The 15983-nt window shown below is 46.6% G+C and carries 16 protein-coding genes and 1 tRNA gene; 4 read left to right on the plus strand and 13 right to left on the minus strand.

What is annotated here, in order from left to right:
• Nucleotides 1–27: 27 nt before the first annotated feature.
• Genes VIS48_00325 through VIS48_00335 form a run of 3 tightly spaced genes read left to right on the plus strand, consistent with a single transcriptional unit; the run spans nt 28 to nt 2871 of the window.
• Nucleotides 28–699, plus strand: a complete 672-nt coding sequence (locus tag VIS48_00325) for an SIMPL domain-containing protein (GenBank protein HEY9164586.1) — start codon at nt 28–30, stop codon at nt 697–699.
• The gene (gene hutI, locus VIS48_00330) at nt 696–1928 is read left to right on the plus strand and encodes an imidazolonepropionase (GenBank protein ID HEY9164587.1); all 1233 of its coding nucleotides are present in this window, start codon (nt 696–698) and stop codon (nt 1926–1928) included. The genes VIS48_00325 and hutI overlap by 4 nt, the downstream gene beginning before the upstream one ends.
• Nucleotides 1903–2871 carry a formimidoylglutamase gene (locus tag VIS48_00335; protein ID HEY9164588.1) on the plus strand — a complete coding sequence of 323 codons (969 nt, stop codon included), beginning with the start codon at nt 1903–1905 and terminating at the stop codon, nt 2869–2871. The genes hutI and VIS48_00335 overlap by 26 nt, the downstream gene beginning before the upstream one ends.
• 67 nt (nt 2872–2938) lie before the next feature.
• Here the strand turns inward: VIS48_00335 and VIS48_00340 are convergent, their stop codons facing one another.
• Nucleotides 2939–3880 carry an LD-carboxypeptidase gene (locus tag VIS48_00340; protein HEY9164589.1) on the minus strand — a complete coding sequence of 314 codons (942 nt, stop codon included), beginning with the start codon at nt 3878–3880 and terminating at the stop codon, nt 2939–2941.
• A gap of 152 nt (nt 3881–4032) precedes the next feature.
• Here VIS48_00340 and VIS48_00345 point away from each other — a divergent pair.
• Nucleotides 4033–4105, plus strand: a tRNA-Phe gene (locus tag VIS48_00345).
• A 407-nt stretch (nt 4106–4512) separates the two neighbouring features.
• Here the strand turns inward: VIS48_00345 and VIS48_00350 are convergent.
• The 12 genes from VIS48_00350 to VIS48_00405 all read right to left on the minus strand — a co-directional run bounded on the left by VIS48_00350 (nt 4513) and on the right by VIS48_00405 (nt 15644).
• Entirely contained in the window at nt 4513–5112 is a 600-nt protein-coding gene (locus VIS48_00350) for a hypothetical protein (GenBank protein HEY9164590.1), read from the minus strand.
• Nucleotide 5113: 1 nt separating this feature from the next.
• Nucleotides 5114–5314, minus strand: a complete 201-nt coding sequence (locus VIS48_00355; GenBank protein ID HEY9164591.1) for a hypothetical protein — start codon at nt 5312–5314, stop codon at nt 5114–5116.
• Between the two features lie 23 nt (nt 5315–5337).
• Nucleotides 5338–6198 (minus strand): alpha/beta hydrolase-fold protein, encoded by an 861-nt coding sequence (locus tag VIS48_00360; protein HEY9164592.1) that lies wholly within the window; start codon nt 6196–6198, stop codon nt 5338–5340.
• A gap of 224 nt (nt 6199–6422) precedes the next feature.
• Nucleotides 6423–6746 (minus strand): hypothetical protein, encoded by a 324-nt coding sequence (locus tag VIS48_00365; protein HEY9164593.1) that lies wholly within the window; start codon nt 6744–6746, stop codon nt 6423–6425.
• 541 nt (nt 6747–7287) lie between these two features.
• On the minus strand, nt 7288–7698 hold the full coding sequence (locus tag VIS48_00370) for a hypothetical protein (GenBank protein HEY9164594.1): 411 nt from the start codon (nt 7696–7698) through the stop codon (nt 7288–7290).
• Nucleotides 7699–7990: 292 nt separating this feature from the next.
• Nucleotides 7991–8899 (minus strand): T9SS type A sorting domain-containing protein, encoded by a 909-nt coding sequence (locus VIS48_00375; protein ID HEY9164595.1) that lies wholly within the window; start codon nt 8897–8899, stop codon nt 7991–7993.
• A 21-nt stretch (nt 8900–8920) separates the two neighbouring features.
• Nucleotides 8921–9541 (minus strand): hypothetical protein, encoded by a 621-nt coding sequence (locus tag VIS48_00380; protein ID HEY9164596.1) that lies wholly within the window; start codon nt 9539–9541, stop codon nt 8921–8923.
• 178 nt (nt 9542–9719) lie between these two features.
• Nucleotides 9720–10973: a T9SS type A sorting domain-containing protein gene (locus tag VIS48_00385; GenBank protein HEY9164597.1), complete on the minus strand. Its 1254-nt coding sequence runs from the start codon at nt 10971–10973 to the stop codon at nt 9720–9722.
• 1457 nt (nt 10974–12430) lie between these two features.
• Nucleotides 12431–12823: a VOC family protein gene (locus VIS48_00390; protein ID HEY9164598.1), complete on the minus strand. Its 393-nt coding sequence runs from the start codon at nt 12821–12823 to the stop codon at nt 12431–12433.
• 12 nt (nt 12824–12835) lie between these two features.
• Complete coding sequence (locus tag VIS48_00395) at nt 12836–13852, minus strand: zinc-binding dehydrogenase (GenBank protein ID HEY9164599.1); 1017 nt, start codon at nt 13850–13852, stop codon at nt 12836–12838.
• Between the two features lie 59 nt (nt 13853–13911).
• Nucleotides 13912–14796 (minus strand): 3-hydroxy-5-phosphonooxypentane-2,4-dione thiolase, encoded by an 885-nt coding sequence (lsrF, locus tag VIS48_00400; protein HEY9164600.1) that lies wholly within the window; start codon nt 14794–14796, stop codon nt 13912–13914.
• Between the two features lie 503 nt (nt 14797–15299).
• Nucleotides 15300–15644 (minus strand): hypothetical protein, encoded by a 345-nt coding sequence (locus tag VIS48_00405; protein ID HEY9164601.1) that lies wholly within the window; start codon nt 15642–15644, stop codon nt 15300–15302.
• Nucleotides 15645–15983: the final 339 nt, after the last annotated feature.

The following is a 15983-nucleotide window of genomic DNA, read 5'->3' on the forward strand; positions in this document are numbered from 1 at the left end:
ATAAATATTGAAAAACTGAGGACAGACATGCGCAGCATCGTGGCTCTTGCAATTTCAATTGCTCTCTCCGCATCTTCATGGGCACAATCGGAGATAACGGTGTCAGCGGACGCTGAGGTATCCGCAGAACCCGGTATAGCCGAATTCCACTTGAGCATCATAGCCAGACAGCCGCTCGCTACGGAATCTTTCAAGACGTATCTGGCAACATACAATTCGCTGCAGAGCTCACTGAAGAATCTTGTCGACACGACAAAGATTTTCACCGACAATCTGTCCGTGACGCCGTCTTTCGATTACAAGAAACCAGAAAAGATTACGCCGGATTATTACCAGGTGTCGGCAATTATGAATCTCTCCGTCCCGATCTCACAAATGAATCAAGTCCTCGAGAAGATCACAGCAGTCGAAGGCGTGACGATAAACGGGATCCAGTTCAGGGCGAAAGAACAGGATCGGCTGCAGACGGAGGCGCTCGAAAAAGCCGTGGCGAAGGCGCACGAGAAGGCCGCGACGATCGCAAAGCTCGAAGGACTCTCGGATCTGAAAGTCAAGAATATGAGCACTTCGTTTGTTCGGCCTCCGGTTCCTCTCTACGGAGCGCGGATGGAGACGCTCGGCGCGATTCCTTCCCTCAATGCCTCAGACGTGACGGTCTCCGTAACGATAACGGCCACCTACACCGCGACGCCAAAGTGAGACTAGCGATCAGAAACGCGGAAGCGATCGTCACATGCGCTGCAAACGGACGCCCGTACAAGCGCGGACATGAAATGGACGAAGTGGGCGTCCTCCACGATGTCAACGTCCTTATTGATAATGGCAAGATTGCAGCGATTGGAAGGAACATAGCTGATGCGGATTGCGACTCCCTCGATGCTTCAGGCAAAATCGTCATACCGGGTTTTGTAGATCCGCACACTCATCTGATATTTGCCGGCACAAGAGAGCACGAGTTTGCGTTGCGTGCTAACGGCGCCACATACGAGGAGATTGCCGCGAGGGGAGGCGGGATACTCGAGACTGTCAGGGCGACACGTGATATGCCGAAATCAAAACTGAGAGCGATTGCCGACAGGAGAATAGACAAATTTCTTTCAAACGGTACGACCACGATCGAGATAAAGAGCGGCTACGGACTGGATTTCAAAAATGAACTGAAGATTCTCGAAGCTGCGAATGAGCTCAAGGAAGATTCCGTCGCGGAAATCGTAATCACTTTTCTCGGGGCCCACGCAATCCCTCCGGAATTCAAGAACGACCGCGCCGGTTACATCAGATGCGTTACCGAAGAGATGATTCCATACGTAGCGAGGAGAAAACTCGCCGAATTTTGCGATGTCTTCTGTGATAACGGATTCTTCAACGTCAGCGAAGCCGAGAGGATACTGAAGTCCGCTAAAGACCATGGCTTAAAGATAAAGATACACGCAGACGAGCTGTCCGCGAACGGCGGAGTGACTTTAGCTACCGAGCTCGGGGCGGTTTCCGCTGACCATCTCGAAAACATTTCCCGGGAGGAGATGAAATCTCTCGGGAAGAGTGAGACGGTGGGAGTCGTTCTTCCGGCCGTTGCTGCCTATCTAAGGACGAAGCCCGCTCCAACGCGAGAGATGATCGATAATAACTGTGTGGTAGCAATCGCCACCGACTTTAATCCCGGCACGTCAATGATAGACAACATGCGCGCGACGATGTGGCTCGCAATTACTCTGAACGGCATGACGGCGGAGGAGGCACTGAACGCCGCTACTATCAACGCCGCCGCAGCTCTCGGGATATCGGACCGGCTCGGGAGCATCGAAGTCGGCAAGCAGGCGGACATGCTTGTCATCGACGCGCACGATTACAGTTACATTCCGTATCATTTCACTGAAAACAGAATTCACAGGGTGATAAAGAATGGAACAGTTCTGGAATTTCCTTGACGAGCCTGATCCCGCAATCCTTTACAAGCGCGGTGAGAAGGGTGACAGAAGGTTCGGAGAGTCAGTCGAGACGAAGAGGGAGAAGCTCGGCGACAACATCAAAGTCGTAGTTGTGGGATTCCCGTATGACGAAGGGACAGTTCGTAATCGTGGCCGGGCAGGAAGCGCGGCAGGTCCCGACGAGATCAGGCGGGCGCTTTACAAATTGACTCCGACCAAGTCATCGGCGGTTTCGGATGCCGAGCTCAGGATATTCGACGCGGGCAACATCAAGCGCGAAATGAAGCTCGAAGATGCTCTCGCGCATCTCGAGGAAGTCGACAGCTACGCTCTCCGGAACGGAATGATCCCGATTGCAATCGGCGGGAGCAACGACATGAGTTTTCCAAATGGTCGCGCTTGCAAGAATGTGCTCGGGAGGTGCGGTGTGATAAACATCGATTCACACCTCGACGTCCGCGATTATTCAAAAGGGATCAACAGCGGTACACCATACAGAATGCTCATCGAAGAAAAAGACATACTCGCGTCGGATTTCGTGGAATACGGCATCCAGGAATTCGTGAATTCGCGCGAGCATATTTTATATGTTGAAGGAGTCGGGGGGCAGATATACTCGTTAGGTCACATCAGGTCTCAGAAGAATTGTAATGCATTCATGGAAGCTTACAGGCATGTCAGCGAGTCGACAGACCATGTTTACGTCAGTTTCGATATTGACAGCGTGAGAAGTTCCGACGCACCCGGGGCGAGCGCGCCGACACCAACCGGACTCACTGCAGAAGAGATTTTGGAATGCGCCTATCTTGCCGGCACAGAAGAGAAGACAGCAATGATAGACATATGCGAGCTGAATCCGAAATACGATCTCGACTCGCGTACCGCGAAACTTGCAGCAATGATAATCGCCAATTTTCTTACGGGGATCAGCAACAGGCGTTAAGGAAAAACCATTTGGAACGGGGTGACTCCGTAGCGCTCAGTTGTTGCCGGTTACACTCACGATCAAGTCAGACAACTGCCGGCTCCTCCAACGAGAACTTCTTCCGCGCGGGGTCTATGGAAACGAGTGTCCCTATAGGAAGTGTCATCTTCACGGGCAGATGGCCATATGCCAGATTTGAGATTGAAGGTTTCCCTATTGAGAAAATATCTTCATCGAGGATCTGTTCAAGTGTTCTGTGAGGCTTAGCAGGATCTTCCGGCGAACAATTTGTGAACTGACCCAGGGCAAATCCGTTCAGTTTGTCCAGAATGCCCGCAAGTCGAAGCTGAGTGAACATTCTGTCGACGGAATACGGTTCTTCATTTACCTCTTCTATAAGAAGTACCGCCTCATCGAATGAAGGGACATACTCAGTGCCTAGAATCACTGAGATCATTGTAAGGTTCCCGCCCAGAAGCCTCCCCACAGAATTCCGCTTTCCCTTGAACGCTGCTTTGAGGCTTTGTGGATTCTTCACCTTTCCCGGTTTTCTTACTGACGTGACAATCTTGAAAAAACTCTCTTCGGAATAGGAATCGATCTTCTCGCCAAACTCGACCCCCATCATTGGTCCGCTGAAAGTGACCAGTCTGGTCTTCTTGAAGATTGCAAGCTGGAGTGATGTAATATCGGAGTATCCCACGAATATTTTCGGGTTCTGCCGGATGACTGAATAGTCAACGCGGTCAAGAATTCTCGGTGTGCCGTATCCTCCTCGTGAACAGATGATAGCTTTGACATTCTTGTCAGCGAACGCCTGGTTAATATCATCGGCACGTTCTTCGTCGGTGCCCGCGAGGTATCCATAAGAATCGAAAACATTTTGGCTAATAGTGACTCTATACCCGAGAGATTCGAAGTACCTGACACCTGCCTGGACTTTTGAAGAATCCTTTGGCGGGCTTGCTGGTGAGATCACCGAAATAAGATCGCCCTTTTTGAGTCGTGGAGGTTTAACTACAGTCACCGGGAGTTCCTTTGGGATTTGGGAATTTGCATCGAGATAAGATAGTCCTGCTAAGGACGCATATGCAAACAAATAAACATCGGGACGTACTTGAAGAATTGGCGCATCAAAATTATATTAATGCGCCGCAATTTTGTTGGGTTTCACTGATTGGACAGGTAGCTCAGTCGGTAGAGCAACGGACTGAAAATCCGTGTGTCGGCGGTTCGATTCCGCCCCTGTCCACTGAATTCGCATCTCGTCCGGACTTATCACGCTTTTTGTCACATCATGGTACAGCAGTTGACCGTCCTAGAGCTCTTATTGCTGACAGTTCCTAACAATTCCCATGGCCAGCCTCGCGAAATCATATAACCTATTATTCCCGACGGCCCTCGAATTCACCTTAACTGAAGTCACTCATCGTCACATCACATTGGTGAAACAGCTCGCGGAAATAAAGTGTCTAGACTTGACTTGGTGAAGCTTGTGACCCGCCAGAGAGCTAGTAGAGTTTCCATCTCTGAACTTGCATTCTTAGGTTCTAGCCTTTCCCGTTCAAAGCTGAACTGCATCCCTGTTTATCAACGCCCCCGGATGATGTCACAATGGTTCCGTCAATTTGAGTACCCGGTAAGGTGACCGAAAGAAAGCTAATCGATCAACTGAAGCGATGCTTCCTTGATATAAATTCGTAAGATTAGCGCCAAAGACTTATTCGGATTGGGCTTGATTGACTCGATGGTTCCTTTCAAGTATGCATGGTGACCGGCATTCTTGATGAAGTCAAATTTGGCACCTGTCTTAGCATAGATAAATGCAAAAATATAAGTACCTGCTTGATTTGTTGCGGTGGAAAAGACGTCGTATTCGTCTTCCCCTGGGCAGTAGAAGTTGAAACATGGGCCCTTCCCCGTACTGATGGTAAAGACCGGCAAGAAGACTTTCTTGCCTACGAAGTTTTTCACCGCTTTTGAGAGATCGTCATATGACATCTCTTCCTGGGAGGTCTTCGCAGCTGAAGCGAGGATGAACACAAAGTTGAGCTGAGCTCGGAGATCGCTTGTATCGCTTCTGAGTTTAGTGATATAGTTGAGCGATTTCGAGGCCACAGCCACCCAGTCTTCCCGAGAGATCAATTGTTCGAGTTCCCCTATGGATGCGTCTGGTATTTGCGAACTATCTGGAACGGTTTGCGAACGTGAAACGGAAGAGAAGAGTAAAAAGATTATTATAGCAAAAAACTTGGACATGTTATCTCCTTACGACGACGCAACTTAAAATTACCTGCATTAGATCCGTAAACATACCGGCAGTAAGAATGTTGAATGCAAGATAGACTTTCCTCTTCGTCTCATCTAAGATGACTTCCGCCGTATCATGTACCAATACAAAGTCAGTAATCCGCCCACCCATTCGGATTGTCAAATCGAGCGTCGTGATGCGGCGTGTCACCTGCTGCAGCCCTCCTATATCAGCTACTTTCTGTAGATCACTCGCAGGCCGCGACTTATCGTTGCGGGTCCTGCCGAAAGATGCGTCTCTCCTTCAAACACTTTTGTTTCTAACATGAAACTCGGATAGTGCCTTTGCAGGAGCCGTTCGGAGAGCAGTTTCATGTCGCTCACCTGCCCAATTTCTGTCACGGTGCCTGCAGTTTCCTCAAGCTCCCCGACTGACATGAACACTATGGCTGACAGGTCGCGATGGGTCGAGGCGTAATCTGATTCGTACTTGAGCATGACAAAATTGTCATGTGGTAACCATGGGCTTCCAATGATGTAACGATGGAACAGTTCGGGCTCATTGAAAAGCACATAAAGTCCAAACTCCCCTCCATAAGAATACCCCTCGTATGCTGCATCATTCGAAACTTTATAGTTCTTCTTGATAAAGGGGATTAGTTCTTCCTTGATGAACCTGAAAAACAACGGCGCTCCGCCCGATAAGGAGTATTCAGGAATACGTGTGGGAGTGAGATCTCTGAAACGGAGCCTTCCCCATTGGGCCAGGCTTCGATAACCTATGCCTACAATGATTATATCCGGCAGCTCTTCCATACCGGGCTGCTCCATGACTCGAGCGCTCTGCACCGTCAATGGGAAGCACATATTTGCGTCTGTCATGTACAGTACTGGATAAGTTGTGTCCTTCGAGTAGTAGTTATTGGGCAGAGCAATCGAAATTTCAAATGTGTCCCCGACGATGGAAGAACGCAAGTATCTTACTTCGGTTTCCGGAATTGATACGCGGGAAAAGCTTTCTGTTTGTTGTGCCGTTGCGAGATTGGCACACGCGATCATTGCAAACAAGATGAGGAAACGACCAACGACTCGCATAGGAATCCCTCCTTTCATGAGGGCCATGGCAGATAACTACTGCAAACCTGCCCTATGACGTATCTGCAATCGGTAGAGGATGAAAGGGGACATGTTGCGGTTATTTTATTCTTGAATGTAATCCACGACATCATTCCCACAGCCCTTGTCGATGGAAGAATGTAAGTGGCACTTGGGCGATTAGCAAGGTTGGGTACGGAATCGAGTTAGGACACATGCATGCTTTAGTTGTTTTTCCCTTGGACTTTGCGCCCCGTCGATGTCGAGAGCAATACGTCACCTGATTGCCGCGAAACCGAATAAACTGAACGAAGAAGGATGATCTCATTTGGAACTCCGAAGTCGCCTCCCATTCTTTCCAGGGAGTACATTACGCACCAAGAAGTATCAACAGACTGACGTGTGACTGTCGCGAGCGCTTGTGCCCCGCTGACATTATAATTCCACACGAACCAGAAATATTCAACGAAATCTTGAACAACTGATGTGTCTATCGGGCGAGGGTTCAACCTTGCTATTAGAGGGGTCGGATTGAAACTATCAAACATCGACCTATCGAGGTAAGACAGTTTATGCACTCGGTCTAGAACAATATCGTTCGTATCAAGCTGATGGACCCTGCGAAACTGAAAGTACTTCTCTGTTTGACTCTCTGATACAAATCTCCGATAATATGAACTGTTGGTTGCTGTTGATTCGGACCAAGCTAACGCCTGGTCTTGACTGTTTGTTGAGAGTTCCGAGCAGTGGGCTGATCGCCGGTTCACAGGCAGGATGCTCAAAGTGTTATCATAATAAATCGATCCGCCTGCTAAGTTTTCCTGGTAAAATCCACCAGGATATTTATATGATGAATATGTTAACGCAAGTACCAGGGAATCAGATATAGTAATGGAATCAAAGCTCGCTAGGTATCCACTTGATGGAGCAGGTTGTGTTGGGGAAGGTGTTTGACTTGTGCATCCAAAGATCCCCATGACAAATGCGATTGCCAAAATAGAATTCCTCATGCTTCCCTCTTACTTGGAGTGACAAATGCTAATTGTCTTGTCACAAATCCGGAAAACATTTCAGCTTATTCTTCCTCAGCTACTGTAACTTAAGTTTGATCGTTCGATATCGGTCAAGCCTTTCGTCATTCTGTGCGAGAACAAGGCTATCACCATCCATAGTGACGTGAAATGACCCATCAAGTACCTGTGTAAGATCGAATATTGCCACGCGTGCCAGCATGTCCGTCAGATAAAGGGAGTCCCCCAAGATTTTGTACTCACCCGCACCAGGCAAGAAGAGCCCTCCCCTGCATGTGTACCATCCAGTGTCACTGAACGTAAATGTGGCCTGACTCTGTTGCGTGGAAGCGCTGTCGGTCCCCACAAAGTTCGTGATGGAAAAAGTGCCTTCATAAGTCCCAACCTGAATCGAGAGACTTGACGACGGTCCTGTCGTATTGCAGGCCACAAATAGGAGAGAACAAAGAAGGAAGCGAAGCTTATTCATACCTCAACCTCCCATTCAAGAATCCTGGCTAACTAATTATCCCTCACCGCACAACATATTCGCGCCAAATGACTTCTATTATCTCTTCAAGCGCCGAGATCCTGCTTACCACTTTTTCAGCCCTGAATACTTGAAGAAAGTTAGCCTGACATCAAACTAAACGCAACCCAGTCGAGCGCAGTAGAGCCCTATTCCCCGGGCCACGAAAAAATTCTACTAATCTCTTTCTCATCCAGGATAGTACCATCAATGTATGGGTAAGCATCGATGTACGAATTAAAATCTTGAGGTTCTATTTCATCAATATCATTTTCTTCACTTGTGTGAATGTTCCCGCTTGAAGTCTGTACAAGTAGACTCCGCTTGGCAGGTTGCTTGCGTTGAATGTTAGGTTATGACTACCTGCACTCTGGCGTTCGTTGACTAAAGTTTCCACTTCTCTTCCGAGCACGTCGTAAACCTTCAATGTTACATTGCTGTTCATTGCTAATTGATACTTTATCGTCGTTGTGGGATTGAACGGGTTGGGGTAGTTCTGTTCCAAAGAGAAACTGCCAGGAAGATTGCTCTTACCCGGTTGTACAGCAGTGATAAGCGCATAAGTGAAAGTGACTTCATATCCTTCATAATCAAAGAAGTTACCATTGACATCGACGTATGGGTGGTCGAACAAACCACTACCAACCGAAGGTGTCCATGAAGAACCCGACCACCTCTCATGGAGATAAAGAGTCAAGTTCCCGTTTGCATCGTAAGCCAACGTGTCGCGCTCATAATTTGCCCATTGGCCGTTCTGCCATTGCTGAATCAACCATGTGAGCTCATTCTCATTCGAACCGTAGGTGTATGAATAATTTAGTGAGTCTACCCAATGTCCCTCCCACGATTCGAGCAAAACTGTAGACTTATTTCCCTTTGCGTCATAGGTATATGTGTCACTTTCCTGATCTGTCCATTGTCCGTTCTGCCACACCCCATACAAATGCGTGAGTAAATGCCCGTTAGCATCATACGTAGACGTATCACAGGAGAAATCTGTCCATTGACCACTTTCAGACAGTTCAAGCAAGTATGTAAGCTCATCTCCTCTTGCGTCATAAGTAAATGTGAAGCTGTCAGAGTTTACCCATTGGCCGTTCTCCTGTAATTTATCCACCCATGTGAGTTCATTTCCGTTTGCGTCATAAGTGAAGGTCTCCATGCCTGGTTGTGTCGCGTACTCCTAATGCTCCTGCTCCAAGACTGTGTCCACAAGTCCGTTTGTGCCGTAACTGTAGGTCTCGAGAAAAGAACCAAACAATAGGTTATTCTCCCACGCCTCAGAAGAATATGTAAGTACGTTTCCTTTTGCGTCATAAGTAAATGCGGAGCTGTCAGAGTTTGCCCATTGTCCATTCTCCCATGATTTATCCGCCCGTGTAAGTTCATTTCCGTTTGCATCGTAAGTGCGGGTCTCGCTCAAATAATTCGTCCACTTTCCGTTCTCCAACTGTTCAGTCAGCGTGGAGATAGTGCGTCCACTAGAATTGTAGGAATAGATGTACCGTTCTGAATCGCTGGAAAATACAACCACAGTATCAGGCAGGTATGCCTGAACTGAATGACTCAGCAGCCACTTCGGCACCCCCATGTCCCTTTTCATCTTCGCTCCAGTAATTCTCACTGCGTGAGGCAAGGTGTTTCTTCCTTCCGGAACGTTTCCCATGTTTAGTCCGCGAGCATTCATCTTTCTTTTCTCAAGTGAAGTGGAGGCATCAAGGGCTCTCATTCCTTGTGCATTGAGTCCCCGCGGCATTAAACTAATTACTGAAACGGCGAGAAGCAGTGTTACAAGATGCTTCATTTCTTATTCCTCCTTTTTAATTCTTTAGGCTCTCTCTATTCATTGCTGCAAGCATGGTTGAGCTCCTGCCATTGCGCAATCGCACGATATGGCATCTTGAGCGATCGCAAGTCACTTTGACTGGGCACTGCTCACTGTACCATCATATTGCCACGGTTTAGCACACACTCTTAGAACTTCATTTCAGCAAAACCAGTTTCTTCGTTTGACTGAATGTTCCAGCTTCAAGTCTGTAGAAGTACACCCCGCTCGGTAGATTGCTTGCATTGAAAGTCACTGAATGATTGCCTGCGGTCTGGCGCTCGTTGACCAATGTCTCTACTTCTCTACCAAGGATGTCGTAGATCTTCAGTGCTACCATGCCATTTAGTGGTAACTGATAACTGATTACTGTGCTTGGGTTAAATGGGTTTGGGAAGTTCTGCGAAAGAGTGTACTCGCCTGGGACTTGGAGATGGTTCACGTTTACAAATGTAATTACGTCATCGATTGGTATTCGCCATGCGCCGCTCGATGTTCCAGCAAAGAGATAATCTTTGTTAGCTGCGATGGCGTTGACTGACGCACCCGCAAATACGCTGTCGTCAACCGCTTTCCAATTCTGGCCCAAATCGGAAGACATAAATATTTCGCCGATATATCCGGCGTGGATAAAGATTAGACTATCTGTCGTCGCGAAAAAGCAGAACTGCATTGACCCTTGGATTCCGTTGCTGCGAGGCAACCACGTAGTGTCTTTTCCACTGTACATGAACACGCCACCCTGCGTCCCCGCAAATAATATTGTGTCAATTGCTGCCAAGGCGCTGGCATCACACCATTGGGTGCCGAGGCCGATGTATCTCCAAGTTGTGCTATCCGGTCGCAGGATATAAGCCCCTTGAAGAAGATCTTGTGTTGCTATGAGGCCCAACGGTGTTGAGATTATTCCAAATGTTCTAACCGTGCTGGTCCCTATAGTTCCAAGCCCGTTATTTGCTGATACCCATGAAGTCCCGAAGTCGGTGCTGCGAAAGATACCTCCATCAGTGGCCACGTAAACCGTGGTATCAACAGTCGCGAATTGATTTACCGGCGCGCCACCCCAAATAATACCAGTATTCGCCACTTGCCATGAGCCTCCATTGTCCGAAGACCGATAAACGCCGGCGCTTGTTCCCGCAAATATGTATCCGCCTGCGGAGGCAAGAGAGAGGATTGTGTCTGCAGGGATACCACTAGCCGAGTTTACCCAGGTCTTCCCGCCATCGGTGGAATGAACGAGATACCTGAAATAGCCTCCGATGAATACATTGCTATCTGATGTTACAAGGAAGCACGTTACGGGATAATTCTGCAGTTGGGAAATCTGGTACCACTGTGCTGACGCCTCATGTTCACATAATCCACAGATAAGAGTGGAAATCAGAAAGAAAAGAAGTCGCTTTTTCATTTCTTCCTCCTTGCTTTGAGTTTTTACTGAAGGCGTCCCCGAAAGAGTATCTGTGACCTTCAGAGTAGGATTCTGCCCCCGCACCCAAGCCTAGGCAACGTGGGTTAATGCATACGTAAAAAGCTACTCCTAGTGTATTTTAATGTCAACAGCTGCGGTCGTAAACGAGGTAGGTCTTCGTTAAAATGATTCGCGCGCTATGCCAGACCTGATTCCATACTGTGTACCAATGTATATAGTGACCATTTTAAAAACGGTCTCCTTTAAGTCGAGAGGAGTAGCTATGATAAGTTGTCAAAACAAAATCTCGCCACGTCTCACAAACCTAAAGGAGAGACCTATGTTGTACACTGGAATTGATCTTCATCGCCACGTCATCGCCCTCTGCACTGTCAATGAGAATGGAACTGTAGTTGCCCGTTCAAGAGTCAAAACGGATCCTGCAGTCATCCTTGTTTACTTTCGCCAATGGCCAAGTTAGTGATCCTGTCAAGCATTGGCAACTTCCTTTGCGACGGGGAGGTTCTCCTGTCTATCACTCTATCTCACTCCTTTTCTACTCTCCCTTTCAATATGGGACCTGTTAGCTGGTGTTTGCATTGTGTGAAAGCTCCACGCGCCTTGAAACCCAAACTGAATCCGTAGATTAGCACATCCTTGCTGATATTCGCCTTTGAGAATAATAAGCCTGACGCCTGCACAGAGACATTACTTATTGATCGGCGACACACGTTATCAGAGTCTCTTTCTGACGTCATCCTAGTACGTCGCCCTATATTCATGCCTCCACCATTTCAAGTATTGTTCCCCGGTCTGAAAGTCCTCATTGGTTCGATCTTCTTTGGATCACTTGTAGTCACATCAGCAACAAGTTTGAACTGTTCCTTAGGCATACCCGGCTCCCTCTTTGCCTAAGGTTAGATAACCCCTAATGAAAATGCAACTCGTGCCCCGTAGACTCCATAGAAATTTCAGAACAAAAAATTCAGGCTCGACCTGCTCCACGTCATATGTAGAACCTATGCAGGCAGGTACTCTTGTAACAGTACTTGGGGGGGACCCATTTCCGTCCGGCAGGCTCTGAAGTCTAACACTCATGGACCGGCTTGCTCATAATGCACATCAAATCTCAATCAGAGGAGAATCGTGCAGAACAAAGCTTTCACCCAAATCACGAAATCTTGACTCTAAGAATCAGTGAACCAAACTTCTATCCGTTAAGAAAAGGGTGGGGAATTAATTTGGCCCTGACCATGGGGATAAGATGGCCCTTGACAAAAACCATTAACAAATAAGTATCTTCAACTGTGCAATTTTCAGCGGAATCTTGTGCAACTTTCGGACGGAATCAACACCGGGAAGAATTATTTCATCATCTCACAATCTTTATGAGTGTTCTAATAATTGTGTAATAAACAAAACAGCCGCTGATGATTATCCCGGTGATATCTAAAATACTAACTGCTGGAAGGCTGTTCTTTTAACTCAAAGAGATTGCCGTCGTAATCGGATATAAAAGTTAAAACAACATCACCCTTCGGTATCTGTACTACCTTAAGACCCACCCCACTGCATTTGTTAACAATATCGTTTAAGCCTGCAGCCTGGATGCAGGTATGAGCAATCTGTTTTTCCGGCGCTTTGTAATCTTGGTAAACCAGTATTTCATAATGGACATTGTTATCCCGGTAATGTAAAATTAAAAGCTCATCATCAATTCCGAAGATATTTTGAGCGAGGTCTTTATCAAGAGTTTTCGGCAGTGATTTTTCAAGCCCTAATATACCGGCATAAAAACGGTCGGCCTTTTCTTCACTGCTTGCAGCTAAGCCTGCATGAATAAAAACCATTTAATCATCCTCTTATTCTTCGTTCGGCTTTATAATTACTTTTAAGGCTTCTTTTCCTTCCAAAACCATCTTAAATCCCTTGGCTGTATCCTCTATCGGCAGCCGGTGCGTAATAAGTTCATCAACATTGATTTTGCTCTTGGAGATCAAACCGAGTGAATCTTTAATATCCGGAGGACCGCAATAATAAGATGTAAGTATTCGAATTTCCTTCCTCCAAAAATCATTTACCGGAACAATTACATCTTTATCCGGTCCTGGGACGGTAAATAAAACTACTGTGCCGCCCATGTCAACGGCTTCCCAGGCTTGCTTGAATGCAGGCATGGCGGAAGTTGTTACGATAACCGTATCGGCTTTAGAACCGTTTATCTGAAGTAGCTCTTTCAAAACGTCTGCCCGGGCATTAATAACATAATCTGCTCCGAAACGCTTTGCCAGTTCAAGTCTTTTATCATTCACATCTGTTGCAATCACCTTACAATTCTTAAACTTTGCAAGCTGAATATTCAAAAGCCCCGACGTACCGGATCCCAATATAAGAACTGTTTGACCTTCTTCAATAGATGCAAGCCTTTGCGATCTGACAACACATGCAAGAGGTTCAATAAACGTAGATTGATCATAGCTTACATTCTCAGGCAGCAAATATGAACCGTTTTCAACTAATATTTTGGGAACAAGTATGTACTCTGCAAACCCGCCGGGCAGCCTTTCTTTTACGCCGGTGCACTGTGGATAATGCCCCTTTAAACAATAGCGGCATTTAAGACAGGGTACTTTGGGTGCGATAAAAAGTCTGTCGCCTTTTTTAAATTTATCAACTCCTTCACCTGTTTCCACAACTTCAACACCAACTTCATGGCCCTGAACGAGAGGTGCTCTCGGCAGGCGGTACCACTCAACTAAATCGCTGCCACATATGCCGCATGAAATAACCTTTACAAGCATCTCTCCTTCGCCGGGAGACGGCGTTGGCACTTCTTCCAATCTTATATCATTATTATTGTACCACATGGATACTTTCATAGAGTGCCTCCCGCGCTACTTCTAAAAGTATCTGCCGGATGTATTGAAGAGGTTATCACTTATGATTTTTTATTCTTAAAAGTATTATAAAGTTCAAAGGCCTTTTCGGGAGATTCGTTGTCATGAACAATCGCCCTTACTGCTTTTATCATAGCGATAGGTGATTCTGCCTGGAAAATATTTCTTCCCATGTCCACGCCTGCAGCACCTTGCTGCACGGCATTATGAGCCATGCTGAGGGCATCAAGCTCTGGGATCTTTTTCCCGCCGGCTATTACAATCGGCACTGGGCACGAGGCCGTAACGGTTTCAAAATCTTCGGGGACATAATAAGTCTTAACATACTGCGCGCCAAGCTCGGCGCAGATCCGCGTTGCAAGCCTGAAATATTTTGCATCGCGTACCATGTTTTTACCCACAGCCGTTACGGCAAGAGTCGGAATTCCATATCGTGTTCCCATATCAACCGTCTTTGTCATGTTGATAATTGATTCACGCTCGTGCTCGCCACCTATAAAAACCTGTACCGCCATGGCTGAAACATTCAAGCGAATCGCATCCTCGATATCTACGGCTAAAGACTCATTTGAAAGCTCTTTAAGTACGCTGGTGCCTCCGGAAACTCTTAACACAATTGACTTCTGAGTTTCGGGAGGGATAATGCTTCTTAACACACCGCGCGTAAGCATCAGCGTGTCAGCGAATGGGTGAAGGGGAAGAATAGTAACGTCGATCCTTTCCAACCCCGTAGTCGGCCCCTGAAAATAACCATGGTCAATGGCAAGCATGACCGTTCTTCCGCTGACAGGATTGAATATTCTGCCCAACCTATTTTTCATTCCCCAATCCAGGGAATTTGATCCTTTTAAAAAATAACTTTGGGATTTCTGCGGAATATTCGTGTAATATTCCTTGGCTTCGTTTGCCCCTTCGGTACCCGGCATTTCAAATCTCCTTTTGTTTATTAATCAAAGCCTTAATCTTTGAAGTGCAAATGATAAATTCCTTCAACAAAAAAGTAGTTTGAACTGCACAATTAGTACTATAATTCATAAACATGAAGTGCTTTACGATAATAAAATAAAGCATACGTTTCAAAAGATATTTCAGCTAACTTTGTAGAGTAGTACAATAATTGCCACCATTTACAATCCTTGAGCAATGCCTTCAACTTCCTGTAACTCCTTGTTGTTAGATTTACATACCGGTTTTTCGTGATGGAACCAAATTGCCAGCGGTTACTTCAAGAGCAGCATCTTCCTAATCTGCGTGAAATGCCTCCCAGCAACTTGTAAAAGTAGACGCGCCTTGACGACGTTGTATGTGCTTGACCGGTTTCCAAAATATCGTTCGTAGACAACAGGGACAGGTAAGATTCGATATACTAGGACATATGAGCTCGTTAAAATCCCCAGAGATATAGGCGTGGCTGTCTTGAAAAATGGACTCAATTGACACTTACCTTAAGTTGGCTATCGCTCCCTATCGTAGCGGTAACAATTTTACTATCACCCTGGTTTAAATTGACAGGGTCTGTCGATGCTGATATCGTGCCATCTACGGTTGCTACGATTAACACGTGGCTACCAGGCTCAACGTTGCTTACGCAGAAGCCGCCATTACCCGACGCGGGGCCACATACGAGATTATTCTTGTTATCCACATAGAGACAAAGATCATATTGAGTGTTGTTCTGAAGCGTTACCTGCGCCAGATCCGAGTTTATTTGTGCATTGCCGGAAATTGAACTGAGCGCCAGGATTACTATTAACGACAACATCGCTTTCTTCATCTAGTCCTCCCAATGTTATATGAGTCTGCACTTTTTCAGAATCTATCTAGGCCTCTGCCATGAATTAGGTAACATTGCAGTATACAACCAGCCTTAATCTATGAGTCGAATGGTGATGGTTCAATAGCGTACTACCCTTGGCATGAAATGACCTGCCCCCGATTGATGTACCAAAATGAAGTTAGTGATCTGCTCAAGCTGAACTGCTCCCCATCTTTGATCCAAATTGAATAAGAACAAATTCGTGATTAATGTCAAGCGGATACGGTCCTTTGTCGTTCGATTTGGTTGATGAATTCCTCTGGTGTCTGGTAGTTCAGTGCACTGTGAGGTCTCTCG

Source organism: Candidatus Kryptoniota bacterium (genome assembly GCA_036567965.1).
Taxonomy (GTDB): Bacteria; Bacteroidota; Ignavibacteria; order Kryptoniales; family JAKASW01; genus JAKASW01.